The sequence below is a fragment of the Paenibacillus sp. FSL M8-0334 genome (assembly GCF_038000405.1).
Lineage (GTDB): Bacteria > Bacillota > Bacilli > Paenibacillales > Paenibacillaceae > Paenibacillus_AQ > Paenibacillus_AQ campinasensis.
Genome location: NZ_JBBOCH010000001.1, coordinates 1,046,643 through 1,064,795, shown reverse-complemented (window position 1 = coordinate 1,064,795; position 18,153 = coordinate 1,046,643). Strand labels below are relative to the sequence as shown.

19 protein-coding genes are annotated in these 18,153 nt (G+C 51.5%); 18 read left to right on the top strand and 1 reads right to left on the bottom strand.

The genetic code is table 11. From position 1 onward, the window contains the following. Positions 1-8: 8 nt before the first annotated feature. The 18 genes from MKX64_RS04715 (at position 9) to MKX64_RS04630 (ending at position 17,661) form a co-directional block, all read left to right on the top strand. On the top strand, positions 9-980 hold the full coding sequence (locus MKX64_RS04715) for a hypothetical protein (protein WP_341035434.1): 972 nt from the start codon (positions 9-11) through the stop codon (positions 978-980). After that, complete coding sequence (locus tag MKX64_RS04710) at positions 977-1,165, top strand: hypothetical protein (RefSeq protein WP_095397599.1); 189 nt, start codon at positions 977-979, stop codon at positions 1,163-1,165. Before MKX64_RS04715 ends, MKX64_RS04710 begins: the two co-directional genes overlap by 4 nt. Positions 1,166-1,254: 89 nt before the next feature. Continuing rightward, on the top strand, positions 1,255-2,916 hold the full coding sequence (locus MKX64_RS04705) for a hypothetical protein (protein ID WP_341035433.1): 1,662 nt from the start codon (positions 1,255-1,257) through the stop codon (positions 2,914-2,916). Between the two features lie 81 nt (positions 2,917-2,997). Further along, on the top strand, positions 2,998-6,294 hold the full coding sequence (locus MKX64_RS04700; protein WP_341035432.1) for an N-6 DNA methylase: 3,297 nt from the start codon (positions 2,998-3,000) through the stop codon (positions 6,292-6,294). After that, entirely contained in the window at positions 6,242-6,805 is a 564-nt protein-coding gene (locus tag MKX64_RS04695) for a hypothetical protein (RefSeq protein WP_341035430.1), read from the top strand. Before MKX64_RS04700 ends, MKX64_RS04695 begins: the two co-directional genes overlap by 53 nt. A 36-nt stretch (positions 6,806-6,841) precedes the next feature. Beyond that, positions 6,842-8,536 carry a helicase-related protein gene (locus tag MKX64_RS04690; protein WP_341035429.1) on the top strand — a complete coding sequence of 565 codons (1,695 nt, stop codon included), beginning with the start codon at positions 6,842-6,844 and terminating at the stop codon, positions 8,534-8,536. 181 nt (positions 8,537-8,717) lie between these two features. Then, the gene (locus tag MKX64_RS04685; RefSeq protein WP_007130982.1) at positions 8,718-9,002 is read left to right on the top strand and encodes a hypothetical protein; all 285 of its coding nucleotides are present in this window, start codon (positions 8,718-8,720) and stop codon (positions 9,000-9,002) included. A gap of 49 nt (positions 9,003-9,051) precedes the next feature. Further along, complete coding sequence (locus MKX64_RS04680) at positions 9,052-10,002, top strand: DUF3991 domain-containing protein (RefSeq protein ID WP_007130981.1); 951 nt, start codon at positions 9,052-9,054, stop codon at positions 10,000-10,002. Between the two features lie 164 nt (positions 10,003-10,166). Beyond that, positions 10,167-10,457 carry a type II toxin-antitoxin system Phd/YefM family antitoxin gene (locus MKX64_RS04675; protein WP_007130980.1) on the top strand — a complete coding sequence of 97 codons (291 nt, stop codon included), beginning with the start codon at positions 10,167-10,169 and terminating at the stop codon, positions 10,455-10,457. After that, complete coding sequence (locus MKX64_RS04670; RefSeq protein ID WP_007130979.1) at positions 10,435-10,752, top strand: type II toxin-antitoxin system RelE/ParE family toxin; 318 nt, start codon at positions 10,435-10,437, stop codon at positions 10,750-10,752. The genes MKX64_RS04675 and MKX64_RS04670 overlap by 23 nt, the downstream gene beginning before the upstream one ends. 268 nt (positions 10,753-11,020) lie before the next feature. Continuing rightward, positions 11,021-11,377 carry a plasmid mobilization protein gene (locus tag MKX64_RS04665; RefSeq protein WP_341035427.1) on the top strand — a complete coding sequence of 119 codons (357 nt, stop codon included), beginning with the start codon at positions 11,021-11,023 and terminating at the stop codon, positions 11,375-11,377. A gap of 14 nt (positions 11,378-11,391) precedes the next feature. Next, positions 11,392-12,801, top strand: a complete 1,410-nt coding sequence (locus MKX64_RS04660) for a relaxase/mobilization nuclease domain-containing protein (protein WP_007130977.1) — start codon at positions 11,392-11,394, stop codon at positions 12,799-12,801. Further along, complete coding sequence (locus MKX64_RS04655; RefSeq protein ID WP_040739002.1) at positions 12,710-13,585, top strand: PcfB family protein; 876 nt, start codon at positions 12,710-12,712, stop codon at positions 13,583-13,585. The genes MKX64_RS04660 and MKX64_RS04655 overlap by 92 nt, the downstream gene beginning before the upstream one ends. Beyond that, positions 13,582-14,487, top strand: a complete 906-nt coding sequence (locus MKX64_RS04650) for a hypothetical protein (RefSeq protein ID WP_341035426.1) — start codon at positions 13,582-13,584, stop codon at positions 14,485-14,487. The genes MKX64_RS04655 and MKX64_RS04650 overlap by 4 nt, the downstream gene beginning before the upstream one ends. A gap of 21 nt (positions 14,488-14,508) precedes the next feature. Then, positions 14,509-14,700, top strand: coding sequence for a hypothetical protein (locus MKX64_RS04645; protein WP_007130974.1), 192 nt, complete (start codon positions 14,509-14,511; stop codon positions 14,698-14,700). A gap of 100 nt (positions 14,701-14,800) precedes the next feature. Further along, the gene (locus MKX64_RS04640; protein WP_227872722.1) at positions 14,801-16,456 is read left to right on the top strand and encodes a VirD4-like conjugal transfer protein, CD1115 family; all 1,656 of its coding nucleotides are present in this window, start codon (positions 14,801-14,803) and stop codon (positions 16,454-16,456) included. Then, positions 16,456-16,755 (top strand): glutamyl-tRNA amidotransferase, encoded by a 300-nt coding sequence (locus tag MKX64_RS04635; RefSeq protein WP_036623488.1) that lies wholly within the window; start codon positions 16,456-16,458, stop codon positions 16,753-16,755. The genes MKX64_RS04640 and MKX64_RS04635 overlap by 1 nt, the downstream gene beginning before the upstream one ends. 60 nt (positions 16,756-16,815) lie before the next feature. Then, entirely contained in the window at positions 16,816-17,661 is an 846-nt protein-coding gene (locus MKX64_RS04630; RefSeq protein WP_445670815.1) for a hypothetical protein, read from the top strand. Positions 17,662-17,702: 41 nt separating this feature from the next. On the opposite strand, the gene MKX64_RS04625 is transcribed toward MKX64_RS04630, so the two are convergent. Continuing rightward, the gene (locus tag MKX64_RS04625) at positions 17,703-18,038 is read right to left on the bottom strand and encodes a helix-turn-helix domain-containing protein (protein WP_244996823.1); all 336 of its coding nucleotides are present in this window, start codon (positions 18,036-18,038) and stop codon (positions 17,703-17,705) included. Between the last annotated feature and the right edge of the window lie 115 nt (positions 18,039-18,153).

Below are 18,153 nucleotides of genomic sequence, written 5' to 3'. Positions count from 1 at the left end.
TAGATCAAATGGAAAGGTTACAAAGTGCCGCACCGGAGGAGGCGGCTTATTTTTATTCCTCGTCTGCTGAGGAGGGCATTGCGCGCGGATGCATCGGTCATCTGCGCGGCGATTTTGGACGGTCGGGCGAAGAGTTCTGGGTGACCTGGTTTCCCCGGAACTCACCTTTTGAAACGCCTACATTTCAAGAAGAATTGGGCAAGGCGTTTCAAGTGATCGGCGATCAGGGCGTGCTGAAAAGCCGTCGGCATATGCTTCGGTTCTGCAGCCAGCATCCGGAAGCACGGATCGGCGGCGCTTGGAGCACAGATGTGTACGGCTTCCGCATGGAGACGCAGGATCACCGCTACTATTTGCGATGCTTTCCTTTTGCCGGGGATTACAACTTTTACTTATACTGCTACGCCCGGCCGGAGCGCGTGACGGAGCAGCAGCGGCAAGCGTCAGCCGTGCAGAAGAAAAAACGGAACAGCAACGTTAGCGGAAACGGAGGTTCGGGGATGTTTGGCGAACTTCAACCGTTAGCATCGGAAGAGACACCTTACTTCTATTCAGCGATCGCGACTCAAAGCAAGGAACTCAGCTATATCGGTCATTTGCGAGGAGATTTCGGCACTGATGACGATCAGTTTTGGATGTCATGGTCGGATCATGCCGGGGAACGGAGGACGCTTGCCTTTCGCCAGGAACTGGCGGCACTTGTGCAACATTTGCAATGGCAAGGACTTTTGCTCAATTTGAATGAGATGCGAGCCTATTGCAGGCGGCACCCGGAAGCACGTATCCCCGGCGCATGGCATTCCGATGTTTGTGGTTTCTGTTTACAAACCACTCACTATCGCTATTATATTCGCTGCTTCCCCCATCTTGGCGATTACAGCTTCTATATCTACTGCTACCGCAAGAATCACTTGCTTGGCCGATCTGTTCAGCAAAACCAGAACGGCGCGGTAAACCTTGTGAAGGAGGACGTACAATGAATGATCTAGCACGCTACATGCTGATCGCGGGAGCAGCCGTCCCGCCAGCTGCAAAGCTGTTGTACGGCTATTGCTGGATAGGGCGGGCGACACAAGTCGGTCTACCTGTCCAGTACAAAAATGGCAATCGATGTAGGTTTTTCTCCTTCGACGGTATGTCGAAACTTGTACCGTTTGCAGAGTAAGGGCTTGATTCGGATCATGACCCGCTATTCGGAGGAGGGGATTCAACTGGCCAATCAGATTACGATCTTATGAAAGGAGAAAGGTACCGTTGACCGCGAAAATACAGCATATCGTTGATTTGTCCGTTCATACCGCCCGCACGGTTGTGGAACATCCCGACCGTTGGGCGGATTTTTTATCGACAGCGGCGTGGAACTACAAGTATCCGTTTCAAGATCAGTTATTAATCTATGCACAGCGGCCCGATGCTACAGCTTGCGCATCCATCGACGTCTGGAACAAGCGGCTCAACCGTTGGGTCAAACGCGGGGCGAAAGGTATTGCACTTATCGAAGACCGGGGCAACCATTTTGGGTTACGGCATGTGTTTGATATCTCGGACACGCAAAGCCGAGATCCTCGACCGGTCTCGCTTTGGCGCATGGAGCCGGGCGATATAGCGGTCGTTACGGAAACGTTGAACAATGCGTTTGGCGAGCAGGAACCGGATGCGGCATGGCCGAATGCGCTGCTGAGCGCAGCCCGGAACGCAGTGGATGACAACAGTTCGGATTATGTGGATTTGCTTGTTCGAGAGCTTGAGGGCAGTCTGCTTGAAGAACTGGAACGCCAACCTGTGGAAGTGCTGTTCCGTCAGATTGTGTATCATTCCGTTGCCTATATGGCACTAACCCGCTGTGGTATGAACGCCCCTCACTATATTGGACGGGAGGATCTTTCAGGCATCGGGAATTTCAATACACTGCCCGCTCTTTCGCAGCTTGGAGCAGCGATCAGCGACATCGCGGAGATGATGCTGCGGGAAATCGAATCGACGATACGGGTGCAGCGGCGTGTAGAACGTCAGACTTCACAGGCTAGAGACGTTCGCACCGTTGCAAGAGAAACGGCCTTGACACAAAATGAAGCTAAACGATTGCCAGAAAGGACGGATGAACATGGAAGTGACTTACACCCGTCAAGGGGGCTATCTGCTGCCCGACCTGACACTGACCGAGGATCATCAACTGATCGGCAAGTATGGGATGTTGCGCAAAAACTACCTGAAAACCGAGAAGAAAGGCACATACGCCAGCCTGCTGCTCTCGGGCGAACTGCACCAGCATCTGACGGAAATCGACCGGTCGGCGCGGACGCAGCTCGAACAGACGATGAACGAACTGCTCCGTCTGCACCCGGCCCCGGACAAAGCGAGCGATCCGCTGGGCTGGACGGGTTACATGAACAGCCTGAAGCAACAGGTGGAGGAGACCATTCTGACAGAACTGATTTACAACTAAAATGGTATGATCGAAAAACGGAAGATCGGAGTCTTCCGTTTTTTCATGACCATCATGCCATCAACGATCTACTGCGCACCGCTCCTTTACTGAAAAGCAAGTCGGAAATCGAGGCTTTCTTCGCCGCACATGAAAATGAAGGGGAGCGGGCGTTGTATGTGCGTAGCCTGTTTGCGCCGGGTCAGTCCGAGCTTACGCTGGACGAAGACCTTCTCATCGGGTATGAACCGTATCGCAATGTGCTCCATCTTTGGACGGGTCCGGCAACCGAACCAACCGCACAAAGTTTTTACGATTGGGAAGTGATCGCCGGCCATATCAACAGTATGATAGTACTTAACGAATTTGACCCGGCACGAAAGACGGAGCCATCGGTTCAGCAGCAAACCTTATTTATGGAACAGGCGGAGGCGGATACAGCCTCCGCTTTTGTCTGGCCGCAGGCGGTGATCGATGCGATTCTCCAATAAGGAAGCGGCTTTGCCAACAGTAAATATCGCATTGCTCTCCATTTTCAGCAATCGTTATCGGAGAAAGAAAACGCCGAATTTTTGAAACGGGAATATGGCACGGGCGGGCGCGCCCCTGTACTGATCGGCACGGATATTTATGAGCATCATGATAGCAAAGGCATCACGTTGACCCGACGTTCAATGACGGATCAAGAGCAAAAGCTGGTGTTGCCTTGGATGAAGGTACAGAAGCGGATCGGCGAGTTGCTGGCGGCGGGACGTTATCTGAATCGTTTGGAAACGGAACGACTTCCTGCATTTGCCGAGCAACTGGAGGGGCGCCGCGGGCAGATGGCCGAAGAAGCGTCTGCTCGCGAACGGTTGGAACAAGAACATCCGTCCTCCTCACAGCAGTCGGAGACGATGGAGCGGAAGCAGGCGCGTTATGCCTATGCGCCCGGCGATACGGTTTTTTTTGGCGCGGACGAATATGAGATTTTGCTGGTGGAAAACGGTAACGTGATGCTGCGGGATGTTCATTTTCCGCTTTTCACCAAGGAACTGGAACGCCGAGATTTTGAACGCATCCTGCGTGAAAATCCGCTTAATGATCATCTGCTAACTGATGAACAAGGAGTGGAAACCGAAGCGGAGGAACCTGCCGGAAAAGAAATAGAGCCGGAGCTTTCGGATGGAGATGAGCCGAAGTCTGCCTCGGCATCCCTTCAGTTAACCGAACAAGTATCGGATGAGGCGCATAATGAGGAAGCACCCTCTGCTCCTTCCGCTGTCGAGGATGTACGGTCTGTTGCACCGCAAACGACTGCGGTGAATTACCGTATCACCGATGACCAGTTAGGGCATGGCGGAGCCAAGGTTAAGTATGGTTTTAATGTAGCCGCGATTCGCTTGCTCAAACAATTGGAGCTAGAAGGCCGCCAGGCAACTGCGGATGAACAGGTCGTTCTCGCCCGCTATGTCGGATGGGGCGGAATCCCACAAGTATTTGACGAAGCGAACGCGCAATGGACGGCCGAATATGCCGAACTGCAATCGTTGCTGGAACCGGACGAATATGCGTCCGCTCGCGCATCAACGCTGAACGCTCACTATACGTCTCCAGTTGTCATTAAAGCAATCTATGGTTGTCTGGAAAGGATGGGCTTTCGCAACGGCAATATTTTAGAGCCTTCCTGCGGGATCGGCAATTTCTTCGGGTTAGTTCCGGAGTCGTTTCAAGACTCGCAGCTATTTGGTGTAGAACTGGACAGCATCACAGGTCGCATCGCCAAGCAGCTTTACCCGCAGGCGACGATTGCGATCAGCGGGTTTGAGGAAACCGCTTTGCCGGACAGTTTTTTTGATTTGGCCATAGGGAATGTTCCTTTCGGCGGGTATGGTGTGGCGGATAAACGCTACGACAAGCACAAGTTTCTCATTCACGATTACTTCTTTGCGAAAACATTGGACAAAGTGCGTCCGGGCGGCATTATTGCCTTTATTACGTCCAAAGGAACGATGGATAAACAGAACCCGGCTGTCCGCAAGTATATTGCGGAACGGGCAGAATTGCTGGGTGCGGTTCGTTTGCCGAACAACGCTTTTCAGTCCAACGCCGGAACGGAAGTGACGGCGGATATTTTGTTTCTGCAAAAGCGCGACCGAATGGTGACTGTCACCGAACAAAGTGTGGAATGGATTGGCTTGGCAGAGACAGCCGAAGGCGTGCCGATCAATGCGTACTTTGCTGCGCATCCTGACATGGTGCTTGGGACGATGGCGTTTGATGACCGGATGTATGGCAATAGACAGGAGACGACTTGCAACCCGTACCCGGATGCTAATTTAAGCGAACTGCTGGGAGAAGCACTGACCAATATCCATGCCGATTGGGTGGAGGTTGAGAGGGAAGTAATGCCGGATGAAGAAGACACGTCCCTCCCGGCCGATCCGACCGTGCGCAATTTCAGTTATACCCTTGTGGACGGCCAACTGTATTACCGCGAAAACAGCCGGATGCACCGAGTGGACACGTCGGCCACGGCCGCCGGGCGAATCAAAGGTATGATCCGATTGCGGGATACGGTGCGCGAACTGATCGAATACCAGACGGAAGATTATAGCGACGAAGAGATCCGGGAACAGCAGCGGAAATTGAATGCGCAGTATGATCGTTTTACCGCCCAATACGGTCTGATCAACAGCCGCGCCAACAGCCTGGCATTCGCCGACGATAGCGCCTATTTTTTACTTTGTTCATTGGAAGTGCTCGACGAGGAAGGGAAGCTGCTACGCAAAGCCGATATGTTCACGAAGCGTACGATTCGGCAGCGCACGACCGTTCGGCATGTGGAAACGGCAGAGGAAGCGCTGGGCGTCTCCATTGGAGAAAAAGCACGTGTCGATCTCCCCTATATGCAAGAATTGACCGGCATGACAACGGAACAGCTTGTTCAGGAGTTGCGCGGCGTGATCTTCCCCAACCCGGAAAGACTGGATGAGAAAGGACAGCCGGTTTTTGAAACGGCGGATGCTTATTTGTCTGGCAACGTTCGTGACAAACTTCTGATTGCACGGCGTGCCGCCGAAATGGATGCAGAGCGGTACGGCGAAAATGTCAAAGCATTAGAAGCGGTGCAGCCGAAAGATTTGGATGCTTCCGAGATTGATGTGCGGTTAGGAGCGACGTGGCTTCCTCCGGAAGTGATCCGGGAGTTTATATTCGAACTGGTGGACACGCCATACATGTTCCGGCAGTCTATCGACGTCTTGTATTCCGAATATACAGCTGCCTGGAATGTCCGAGGGAAAAGCAATGACCGCAGCAACAACATTAAAGCCAACGTGACCTTCGGAACGAATCGTGTGAATGCGTATAAGATTTTGGAAGATACCTTAAATTTGCGAGATGTGCGCATTTTCGATACCGTGCTGGAGAATGGCGTGGAAAAGCGCGTTTTGAACAAGCAAGAGACCGCAATTGCCCAACAAAAGCAGGAGATGCTGAAAGAAGCGTTCCGCGATTGGATTTGGAAAGACCCGCAGAGGCGGGAACGATTAACGCGTTTGTATAATGATCGTTTCAATGCGATCCGCCCGCGCGAGTACGATGGCAGTCATATTCGGTTTACGGGAATGAATCCGGAAATCCGGCTGCGCCAACATCAAGTCAATGCGGTTGCCCGGGCGCTGTATGGAGGCAATTCCCTTTTTGCTCATTGTGTAGGCGCAGGCAAAACGTTTGCCATGACCGCTGCGGCCATGGAAAGCAAGCATCTTGGCTTATGCAGCAAAAGCATGTTCGTTGTTCCTAATCATTTGACGGAGCAGTGGGCAGCGGAGTTTGCAGCTCTATCCATCGGCCAATATTCTGGTAGCGACCAAGAAGGACTTTGAAACAAAGAACCGGAAGAAGTTTTGCGCGCGGATTGCCACCGGCGACTATGACGCGATCATCATCGGACATTCGCAGTTTGAGAAAATTCCCATATCGATGGAGCGCCAACGTCAACAACTGGAGGAACAAATTTACGAGATCACAAGCGGCATTCGCGAGCTGAAGGAGGCCAAGGGCGAACGGTACGCGATCAAGCAACTGGAGAAGACGAGGAAGACGCTGCAAGCCAAGCTGGCAAAGCTGAACGATACCAGCCGCAAGGATGATGTGGTCACCTTCGAGGAGCTGGGCGTAGATCGGCTATTCGTGGACGAGGCCGATTCGTACAAAAACCTGTTTCTTTACACGAAAATGCGCAATGTGGCCGGACTGTCGCAAACCGAAGCGCAGAAGTCGTCGGACATGTTTGCCAAATGCCGCTATCTGGACGAACTGACCGGAGGCCGGGGTATCATCTTTGCGACGGGTACGCCGATCTCCAATTCCATTACGGAAATGTATACGATGTAGCGCTACTTGCAATATGAGCGGCTGCGAAAGCAAGGATTGCAACATTTTGATTCCTGGGCTTCGACGTTTGGCGAGACGGTCACGGCGATTGAACTGGCACCGGAAGGAACGGGCTATCGGGCGAAAACCCGGTTTGCCCGTTTTTACAATTTGCCGGAACTGATGAATATGTTCAAGGAAGTGGCTGACATCCAGACGGCGGACATGCTCCAGCTTCCCGTACCGAAATCCCATTTCCACAATGTTGCCGTGCCGCCAAGCGACTTCCAGCGGGAAATGGTCGCGGATCTCGCCCACCGTGCTGAGCGGGTGCGAGCCAAGGAAGTAGAGCCGCACGAAGACAATATGCTCAAGATTACGAATGATGGGCGTAAGCTGGCACTGGATCAACGGCTGGCCAATCCGATGTTGCCCGATGACGAAGGCAGTAAAGTGAGCGTTTGTGCGGACAATGTGTTTCGGCTATGGAAGGAACACGAGGAAAAGCGGCTAGCCCAACTGGTGTTTTGCGATCTATCCATCCCAAAGCAAGACGGAACGTTCAATGTGTATGACGAACTGCGACGCAAGCTGACAGAGAAAGGGGTGCCTACCGAGGAGATTGCGTACATTCACGATGCCAACACCGAGGTGAAGAAAAAGGAACTGTTCGCCAAGGTGCGGACTGGCCAGATTCGTATACTGCTCGGATCGACATTTAAAATGGGGGCGGGCACCAATGTGCAAACGAAGCTGATTGCGCTTCATGATCTCGATTGCCCTTGGCGCCCGCGCGACCTGGAGCAGCGAAGCGGACGCATTATCCGGCAAGGCAATGAGAATAGCGAGGTACACATTTTTCGGTATGTGACGGAGAACACGTTCGACGCTTATTTGTATCAGACGCTGGAGAATAAACAGCGCTTTATCTCGCAAATCATGACCAGTAAATCGCCGGTACGTTCTGCCGAGGATATCGATGAAGCAGCCCTTTCTTATGCCGAAGTCAAGGCGCTGGCAACCGGTAATCCGTATATCAAAGAGAAGATGGACCTGGATATCCAGGTTTCCAAGCTTAAGCTGCTCAAGGCTAATCACTTGAGCCAACGCTACGCATTGGAGGATCGGTTGCTGAAAGTATTGCCGCAACAAGTCAAATCTACAGAAGATCGAATTGCCGGATATGAACAGGATGTCGCTCTATATCTGCGTTCCAAATCGGCTGTGCCGGAGGGAACGGATGAATCCAAGTTCCCAGGTATGGTCATTAAGGATTTTACCTACACGGAGAGAGCGGCAGCAGGCGCGGCCTTGCTGGAGGCGTGCAAGGGAATGACTTCATCCGAGCCGCAGGAGGCGGGCAGTTATCTCGGTTTTTCCCTATGGTTATCCTTTGACAGCTTCCATAAAGAATACAAGGCGACCCTGCGCGGCGCATTGGACCATACCATCTCGCTAGGGATGGATGCAGGCGGCAACATCACCCGGTTGAACAATATGTTGGCGGATTTGCCAGCCAAACTGGAACATAGCCGCCAGCAACTCTCCACGCTGCTCCAGCAGATGGAAACAGCGAAGGAACAAGTCGAAGCTCCTTTCGAGAAAGAACAGGAGCTGCTAACGAAATCGGCGCGACTCGCGGAACTGAATGCCCTGCTTAATATGGATAAGCGGGAGAATGAAGCCGTGGACAGCGTTCCGGACGAAGAACCGGAAGCGCCCGAACGGCGAGTGGTGGGCCGTGGGCGATAACGGCCTGACACCGTCGTTCCTCCCCCTGAAAGGGAACTTCATGCTGACCATTACGGAGAAGAACATGGTATCGGTGCGAGCATTTCACAGGTCGAAGATCGCTCACTTGTTAAAATTATCAATTTCATGACGAATGGGACTCCGGTTTTGGGGTCCTTTTCTCGTTTCCGGAGGAATGAACATGTTGTATGCCAGCCCAAGCGGCGGATGCTTTTGTCCGATTTTGCCGCCTTTTGGTTACGGAACCAGCTTGATCAAGGAGGGAGAAACCGTGCCATCGTTGGAGTTGATATCCAAAGAGAAAAACGGATTTGGCGACACGTATTATTACATCCGCGACTCAAACGGGGTGACCAGTCAAGTTCATGAAGGCGATTTAGACGCATTCATGAACAAGAAAGGCGTTACGAAGTTGAAGGAAGGCAGAGCTTATACGTACCCCAAAAAGAGGGGTAAGGCACGATGAACCATAACCCCATCGGACGCTGCCTGGATTTCCAAAAGGAGCTGCGGCAATGAGCTATGTAAACAAGGAACAGATCGAACGTGCCAAAAGACTGGACCTGCTCACATATTTGCAAATGTACGAGCCGGCAGAACTGGTCCGATGCTCCCGCAATGTCTACACCACCCGGACACACGACAGCTTGAAAATTTCCAACGGTAAATGGTACTGGTGGTCAAGGGGGATCGGCGGGCGCTCGGCGCTGGACTATTTGATCAAAGTGCGGGGCATGTCTTTTCCCGATGCGGTGCTGCAAATGGAAGGCGTTCATCCAGGCAGCGCACCTGCATTTTCGCAATCTTTGCAACAACGCTCATCTCCAGCGCGGTTTGAACTTCCTGAACCGAATCGTACATCGCATCGCGTCATGGCCTATCTCAGCAAACGTGGTATCCATCGCACGTTGATCGACTACTGTCTCGAAACGGGGCGTTTGTATGAAAGCCGCCGCTATCACAACGCGGTATTCGTCGGTTTCGACCAGCAAGGAACGCCGCGCTATGCGGCGATACGCGGTACGACAAGCACTCGTTATATGGGGGAAGCCGCTGGCAGCGACAAGCGGTATTCGTTTTCCATTCCGGCCTCGGGAAACTGTACGGAACTGCATCTGTTTGAGAGCGCTATTGATCTCTTATCCTACTGTACGCTGGAACATCTCGCTGGCCGGGATTGGCGGCAGGCGCATAAGCTGTCGCTGGCCGGAATATACAGGCCCAGGACAAATGGGGAGGACTCTACTCCCCCGTCTGCCCTAACGCATTACTTGCAGTGCTTTCCCCAGGTGAATCGACTTGTCCTGCACCTGGACAATGATGAGCCGGGGCGATTGGCGGCAGCCACGATACAGAGGCTCCTCTCCCCCGCCCTTCTCATATCCGATGAGCCGCCTAAGTTCGGAAAGGATGTAAACAACGATTTGATGGAATTCCGAAGAAGACGCGGTGAACCATCCCGATAGCGGTAGACGCTGAACGGTTGGCGTCTTTTCTTTCTGGGCTACGGAAAATTTTCACATCATGTGGATAAGATGTGAATATATGGGGATAAGTGCAGCCGCATTGATTGTATAGCATGTAATAGGTATAATAAAATCAATATACAGCTATGCAAGGAGTGACCAAGATGATTATCAAACCTTCCGCCAGTATCCGGCAAAACTATAATGAAATCGCCGATCTATGCAAAACATCCGGGGAACCGGTTTATCTGACCAAGAACGGTGAAGGCGATCTTGTCGTAATGGACATTGATACGTTTTCCCGTCGCGAGAAGATGTTAAAGCTGCGTGAAGAACTGCTCGCTGTGCAAGAAGATCGTTTGGCGGGCCGTGTTGGCGTGACGCCGGATGAACTGGACGCTTACCTGGAGGGCATTATTGACGAGGTGCAGCATGGAAAAGATGCCCCGTTATAAGATCATCGTCTCCGATCGCGCCCGCCAAATGCTGGCGACTCATGTGCGATTTCTTGCGGAGAAAAGTCCGGATGCCGCGCGAAAAACGAAAAACGAATTACTGCAAGCGATACGTTCCTTGGCGCGAATGCCGGAGCGCTATCCTTTTCTGGAAGCGGAATTTATCCCGTCAAACAAGTATCACAAGATGTTCGTGGAAAAATGGTATCTGGTGTTATATCAAATTCAGGATGAAATCGTGTATGTCGATTACATTGTAGACTGCCGTCAGGATTATCGCTGGTTGGTGAGATAACAAAAAAGTTCGAAGGAAGGCGCTGAGCGGATCGGCGTCTTTTTTGTGTTTTTTGGGTCCCTCTCTTTTTCCCGGCAGGTGCCTTGAAGGCAACGCGAGACGAATGTCTCGTGTTGCAGCAAGCACTGAATTTGGATATCCAAATTCGTTTGTTAGGGGTACAACCCCTAAGACCCCGTTTACACGATGCTATTGTCTCGATGCTCGAATTTTCCCGCGGCGATGAGATTTTCTGTCGGAAGCTCATGTTCGGAAAGGGGTGATGCAAATGAGGAAACGACCAATCTCTTTTCTGGTTCGCTTAAATGAAAGCGAGCATGCTCGCCTTATGACAGAAGTGAAAAAAACGGGACTTTCTCGGGAAGCGTACATTCGGGCATTGATCAATGGGTATATTCCCAAACCGCTACCGCCCCTGGATTATTACGCGATGATGCGTGAACTGAACGCTATTGGGAGTAACCTGAATCAACTCACTGTGAAGGCCCATACGACTGGACATCTGGAACGGGCTGCGTTTCAAGTGGAAGCCGACCGCTTACGACGTACTGTCCAGCAGATTCAACAAATCGTAACCGAACCGGAACGAAGACCACCAGTGAATCCAAATGTGCATCCGCCGTAAGGGGGGAATTTCGCGTGGCAACGACCGCAATCTGGGGTGTGACCGACAGGCTTAAGCGGGTGCTGGATTACGCCGCAAATCCTGACAAGACAGCAGAACGTAGCGAAGGCGGAGGTTTGGAGCAGGTACTCGTATATACACAGGCGGATGCCAAGACGGAGAAGCAACTATATGTCAGCGGTGTCAACTGCGATCCGTCAACGGCTTATGAGCAGATGCAGCGGACGAAGCGGCAGTTTTTTAAGACGGACGGCATATTGGCCTTTCACGCCTATCAAGCGTTTGCGCCGGGTGAGACAACGCCGCAAATCGCCCATACCATCGGTGTTAAACTGGCACAGGAGTTGTGGGGGGAGCGCTTTGAAGTCGTCATATCGACCCATTTGGATAAACAGCATGTGCACAATCACTTTGTGTTAAACTCGGTTTCCTTTGTGGATGGGAAACGGTATTACGACAACAAAGCTTCCTATGCCCTGCTGAGACAGACATCCGACCGGCTTTGCCAGGAACATCACTTGTCGGTGATCGAGCATCCCGAATCGGGCAAAGCCAAGCATTATGGAGAATGGAAAGCGGAACGTGAGCGAAAGCCAACATGGAGAGGGCTAATCCGGCAGGACATCGATCAGGCTATTGCATCTTCCATGACGATGACACAGTTTTTTGCCCATTTACAAAAGCAAGGTTATGAGCTAAAAACGGCGGTTAAACATATGGCGATACGGCCGCCTGGAAAGACACGCTTTGTCCGTTTGCGCAGTCTAGGCGATGGCTATACCGAGGAAGCGATCAAGCAGCGAATATTGCGAAACCGAATACCTGAACGGGAAAGGCCATCCCATGTCCGCAGACGACGTGCCATGTGTAAGAGCCATGTTCGGTCTGGTCGCAAATTGCGCGGCTTGCAAGCTTTATATATCCGCTACTTGTTTGAAATGGGTGTGCTTCCTAGAAAACGAAAGCCTGTCAAAAAGCCATCCTTTAGACTTCGGGAGGATTTGAGACACTTGTCGGTATTGATGGAGCAAACCAAGCTGCTATGCAAGTATCGCCTCACCCATCAAGAGGAGCTTCTCGCTTTCCGTGACAGGTTGGAGGAACAGATCCAATCCCTGCACCTGAAGCGCAAGTCGTTGTACAACCGAATTCGCCGCTGCAAGGATGCTGGCCAGCGAGAACAATACAAAACGCAAATTGCTGTTTGTTCTAAACGGCTTGCCTCGCTTCGAAAGGAGGTGAAGCTGGTTCAAGGCATTTTGGAGCGATCAGGAGAATTACGAGAGACGTTAAACAGAAGTGGCGCACAGGATCGAAAGGAGGAAATTTTCGATGAGTACCGAAACGGAAGCCGCCAATCAGGTTGTCAACATGAGCTTGAAAAGCATCGAAGTCATGGCCAAGATTTCCGGCGAAGGCGCTAAGCATTTGGCGGTATATTTGTTTGCGGCCTTGCAAGGACAGAAACGAACAAAGGGCAGCATCCGGTTGGAGAGTTTGCTGCGCAGTGGGAAAGAATTAAAGGTATTTGCGGTCAAGAACGAAGACCTGGCAACCTTCTGCAAGGAAGCCAAGCGGTATGGCGTGTTGTACTGTGCTTTGCGCGACAAAAAGAACGTGGACGGGATGTGCGATGTGATGGTCCGGGCGGAGGATGCGTCCAAAATCAATCGGATCGTGGAGCGTTTCCACTTGGCCACTGTGGATACCGCCAAAATTAAGAGTGAAATTGAAAAATCCAATGGAATGTCCGAAGCTCCTGCTGTGGAACAAGGACATGAACCAGGTCACGAGCAAGTTCAGGAACAAGAGCTGTCGAAGGAAATCGCAGAAGAAAGGAATACGGACGACTTGTTGGATGAATTGATGGGAAAGTCCGAACTGCCGGAGCCGACTCCATCGGAGGACGACCATTCAACAGCGGAGAAGGAACCGGCGGAAACGTCCCATCCGTCCGAGAATACCTTCGAGCGCAACGAGGTTACCGCAAGGGATACTGATCCACCTTCTCGTCAAGAGCCGGAGCGAGTGTCCGTCCGTCAATTATTGCGGGAAATACGCGAAGAGAACCGGCAGCAAAGGATATGGGAGAAAGACAGACAGCCGCGGGAACAAGCGGAACCGTTGCCGTCTCGAAAGGAGCGGATAGCCGCCGATAAACAACAAGCCAACAAAGCAAAAGGACGAAAGCGAGGGAAAGCCAAATGAGCGAACTGGATGATTTATTCCGACAGGATGCTGCGGCTTCCTCTTCTTTCCGTACAACCGAACCATCCTTCGATAAAGAAGCATGGGTGCAAAAGAAACAGGAGCTGCGGCAATGGACATATGATACGATTGATGCCACCACCTTGTCGGTGATGCAGAACGGTGAGGCGTTCCAGCAATATTTGGATGTCCAGAGCCGCTTTGACCGCTATAGCGTGGCCAATGCGTTGCTGATTCTGGCGCAGCGGCCAAACGCGACTCGCATTGCCGATTTTGACACATGGAAGGAACAAGGGGTATTCATTCGTCGAAAGGAAACAGGGTTTTACATTCTGGAACCGGGCGAAACCTATCAAAAGCAGGATGGCAGCACCGGTATCAGCTACAATCCGAAAAAGATGTTTGATATTGCGCAAACGACCGCCGCGTTGAAACGGGAAGAACCGGCATTCCCGGATGATCGCGCCCGTATTAAAGCGTTAATTGACCTCGCCCCTGTTCCGATTGGCATTGGTGATGCGTTGCCATCGGTAAAGCACGCGTTCTATCAGCCAGAACCAAAAAACATTACCATTCGTCGCGGGCTTGAGGCCGGCGATATTTTTCGAGCGCTTGCCCAAGAACTGACACATGCTGAACTGGATCGTGGCGATGGACGGTACAACCGCTCAGATAACGAGTTTGTTGCCTACTCCGCTTCTTATATGTTGTGCAGGCAATTTGGTGTTGCAACCGACACCTTCCGCTTTGATCGAGCGCCGGAGAAGTGGAACGGGTTGGAACCGCAGCAAGTTCGTGCCGAGTTGACGCTCATGAAGGAAGCTTTTCAACAAACATCCCAGAGAATGAACCGGAACCTGTCACAACAGCGCCAGCCTAAACGATCCGATCCGGTTCGCTAAGTTTTGTCTGGAGGGAGTGCTATGAAAAAACAGGAACGAATCTTGTCTTTGAATCATTATGAGCACGGGATAGTCGTCCATGCGCTGAATGCGTTACGAAATGACTTAATCGGTGAGAAACGACCGACGGATGCCGTGGATGATTTATTGTTAAAAATGATTGATGCCCCACTTCTAAATAAAAAGCGCTGGAGGCATTATGAAACGCGATGAAGCCGCAAGGAGTAATTTGATACTCTTTGCGGCTTTTTTTATTCCCGTCATCTGGTTGGCACTGTTGGTTGCTCCCGCATGGTCAGAAGGATTGCCGAGTATGTTGGTCCATCTCAGCACGGCGATGCGCCAGCCGCTTAACATAGAGTGGGTGGACGATACGCCCCGCTGCTTGTTGATTTTTGCGCTGATCTATGGGCTTTGCGCTGGGGTTTATTTGGCGACACCACGGAATTATCGTCGGCGGGAAGAGCACGGCAGCGCCCGCTGGGGCCGAGCGAAAACCGTCAATGCCAAGTATCGAGACAGACGGACGGAACAAAACAAAATTTTGACGCAGCGGGTCAAAATCGGTCTGGATGGCCGCAAGCATCGCCGGAACCTGAACGTGTTGGTTGTCGGCGGCTCCGGCGCGGGCAAAACACGGTTCTATGCTAAGCCGAATGTGATGCAAGCCTCGACCTCTTATGTCGTTCTGGACCCAAAGGGGGAAATATTGCGGGACACCGGTCATCTGCTTAAAGCCAAAGGCTATGACATCAAAGTGCTGGACCTGATTCACCCGCATCGTTCGCATGGCTATAACCCGTTTGTCTATTTGCAGGACGACAAGGATGTCTTGAAATTGGTGACCAACCTGATTCGCAATACGACACCCAAAAACAGCAACACGAACGATCCCTTCTGGGAGCGTTCGGAAACAGCGCTGCTGGAGGCGCTTATGTTGTACTTGCTTTATGAAGCGCCGCCGGAGGAACAAAACTTTCCGATGATTATGGAAATGATCGCCGCGGCGGAAGTGCGGGAGGAAGATGAGACCTATCAGAGTCCGCTGGACGAGTTGTTCGAGCGGTTGGAGATGCGCGACCCGGAGCATTTGGCGGTCAAACAGTACAACATTTTCAAATTGGCTGCCGGAAAAACGGCCAAATCCATTTTGATCGGGCTTGGCGTACGGCTGGAGAAGTTTAATCTGACCAGCATCGCGGGCATGAGTACGGTGGATGAATTGGACTTGCCCCGCATGGGTACGAAAAAAACTGCCTTGTTTGCCGTCATCCCCGACAACGACAGCAGCTTTAACTTCATCGTCGGCATGCTGTACACGCAGCTTTTTCAATCGCTCATGTATGAAGCGGATTACCGGCATGGTGGGAGGCTGCCTACGCATGTTCATTTTGTAATGGACGAGTTTGCCAATGTGGCGTTGCCAGATGAATTTGACAAGCTGCTGTCGACCATGCGGAGTCGGGAAATTTCGGTGTCGATTATCCTTCAAAACCTGGCGCAACTTAAAGCGTTGTACAAGGATGCCTGGGAGTCGATTGTCGGCAACTGCGATGTGTTTTTGTACTTGGGAGGCAATGAACAATCCACACACAAATATGTGTCGGAACTGCTCGGCAAGGAAACGATTGACACCAACACCTATGGTGAGAGCAAGGGGCGCAGCGGTAACTATTCGATCAATTACCAGCATTCGGGAAGAGAATTGTTGACCCCGGACGAAGTGCGGATGTTGGATAACCGCTATGCCCTGCTCTTTATTCGTGGAGAACGACCGATACAGGATGACAAGTATGATTTGCTGCGGCATCCGAACATCGAGCTTACAACGGATGGTCAGGCTTCGCCGTTCCAGCATGGAGGTACGGATTATGCCATCGACTGGTTATCGGTGCAGCTTCATGAAGACGGAGATTACGAGCTGTTGGCAGAGGATGAAGTGGAGTCATTATTTTTAGGAAAGGAATGATGAACGTGAAACATCGATGGAAACGATGGATGACGCTGTACATGGTTTGCGTGCTGGTGGGGAGCTTTGCTACACCTGCATACGCGAATGATCCGATGACTACCGTGAATAATTTGTCTGATTTTATTTTTGGCCTGATCCGGGCTGTGGGCATGATTATTTTGGGTTTTGGCATTGTGCAGATTGGTTTGTCTTTCAAGTCTCACGACCCTACCCAAAGAGCTAACGGGTTCTTAACACTCGCCGGTGGCGTGGTCATTACCTTTACGAAGGAAATTCTCAACCTGATTGCCGGATAAGTACGGGTATTCGCATTCGGGGAATAAGCCAGCGGTTTGTTCCCCGAATCTGGGGGGAGGGTGAATGTGTCTAAGAACAGTTGGATCATCGACAATCTCGAAAATGCATTAGAGACCTGGAATGATAAAATGTCGGAGATTTGGGAGTTGGTCACCGAGTCGCCGGCGGATTTTAAAGGCGGTGGTATATGGCGCGTCATCTTAGATATTCACGGTGCGTTGCAAGCTACGGGATTGGCCTTGCTGGTATTGTTTTTTGTGATTGGCGTGATGAAAACGACCGGTAACTTTGCGGAAATGAAACGACCGGAGGTTGCCGTGAAGTTATTTGTTCGATTTATTTTGGCCAAGGCGGCGGTCACGTATGGTCTGGAATTGATGATGGCGCTATTTTCGATTGTACAGGGCATCATTGCCGCCATGATTGGCCGGTCGGGATTTGGTTCATCGGACATGATGACACTGCCGGATACGATTGTCCAAGCGATTCAAGATGTGGGCTTCTGGCAAAGCATTCCGCTGTGGGTGGTAACGCTGCTAGGCAGCCTGTTCATCACCGTTTTATCGTTTATTATGATTCTCTCTGTTTACGGCCGTTTTTTTCGTCTCTATATTTACACAGCCATTGCTCCTGTCCCCCTCTCATCGTTTGCTGGGGAGCCGACCCAATCCATCGGCAGGTCCTTTTTAAAGGGATATGCCGCCGTTTGTTTAGAAGGGGCGATCATTGTGCTGGCTTGCATTGTTTTTTCGGCATTTGCTACCGCGCCATCGGTCGTGAACGAAGGCGCACAGGCGGTGACCATGGTCTGGACGTACATTGGCGAACTGATTTTCAACATGCTGGTTCTCGTCGGCATGGTGAAAATGGCGGATCGGATCGTGCGGGAGATGATGGGGCTGTAATCGAAGGCATGCTGACGGGAGGGAAGGCAGTTCGGGGAGTATTACCGGATGGCTGCCAAAAAGAGCCTCAAAAGCGCCAGGGCATCGTTTCGTTGCTTTTCAGTACATTGGTTTAGTGCAGCTAAAATCAGTTCGGTATCATTGCTTTTGCTATTTGTCTCTTGCTCCAGCAACAACTCATTTGGGGATAGTTTCAGCAGGGTACAAATACGAAGCATGGTTTCAATGGACATGCCGGCTTGTCCGCGTTCAATATCGGCACAGAATCTGGGGACTCTCCCAATATACTCGGCCATTTGTTCTCGCGAGATATCCAAAGCTTCTCGCTGTTTCCGAATGCGCTGACCTACCTTCTTTCTATCGTACACACTCATCATTGGTCACCCCTTTACAATCAGGTTCAGTTTATAACTCCTATTATGGAGGAGCACATAATTGACTGAAATGAGTTTAAAAAGTACTATCAGGGTAGTTTTTCCGATGACAACATGC

Excerpts from the sequence above, each read along its gene's own strand:
- MKX64_RS04715 (WP_341035434.1), top strand. The coding sequence starts at position 9 with ATGGAAAGGTTACAAAGTGCCGCACCGGAGGAGGCGGCTTATTTTTAT.
- MKX64_RS04710 (WP_095397599.1), top strand. The coding sequence starts at position 977 with ATGAATGATCTAGCACGCTACATGCTGATCGCGGGAGCAGCCGTCCCG.
- MKX64_RS04685 (WP_007130982.1), top strand. The coding sequence starts at position 8,718 with ATGTTGTATGCCAGCCCAAGCGGCGGATGCTTTTGTCCGATTTTGCCG.
- MKX64_RS04680 (WP_007130981.1), top strand. The coding sequence starts at position 9,052 with ATGAGCTATGTAAACAAGGAACAGATCGAACGTGCCAAAAGACTGGAC.
- MKX64_RS04675 (WP_007130980.1), top strand. The coding sequence starts at position 10,167 with ATGATTATCAAACCTTCCGCCAGTATCCGGCAAAACTATAATGAAATC.
- MKX64_RS04670 (WP_007130979.1), top strand. The coding sequence starts at position 10,435 with ATGGAAAAGATGCCCCGTTATAAGATCATCGTCTCCGATCGCGCCCGC.
- MKX64_RS04665 (WP_341035427.1), top strand. The coding sequence starts at position 11,021 with ATGAGGAAACGACCAATCTCTTTTCTGGTTCGCTTAAATGAAAGCGAG.
- MKX64_RS04655 (WP_040739002.1), top strand. The coding sequence starts at position 12,710 with ATGAGTACCGAAACGGAAGCCGCCAATCAGGTTGTCAACATGAGCTTG.
- MKX64_RS04650 (WP_341035426.1), top strand. The coding sequence starts at position 13,582 with ATGAGCGAACTGGATGATTTATTCCGACAGGATGCTGCGGCTTCCTCT.
- MKX64_RS04645 (WP_007130974.1), top strand. The coding sequence starts at position 14,509 with ATGAAAAAACAGGAACGAATCTTGTCTTTGAATCATTATGAGCACGGG.
- MKX64_RS04640 (WP_227872722.1), top strand. The coding sequence starts at position 14,801 with ATGTTGGTCCATCTCAGCACGGCGATGCGCCAGCCGCTTAACATAGAG.
- MKX64_RS04635 (WP_036623488.1), top strand. The coding sequence starts at position 16,456 with ATGAACGTGAAACATCGATGGAAACGATGGATGACGCTGTACATGGTT.
- MKX64_RS04625 (WP_244996823.1), bottom strand. The coding sequence starts at position 18,038 with ATGATGAGTGTGTACGATAGAAAGAAGGTAGGTCAGCGCATTCGGAAA.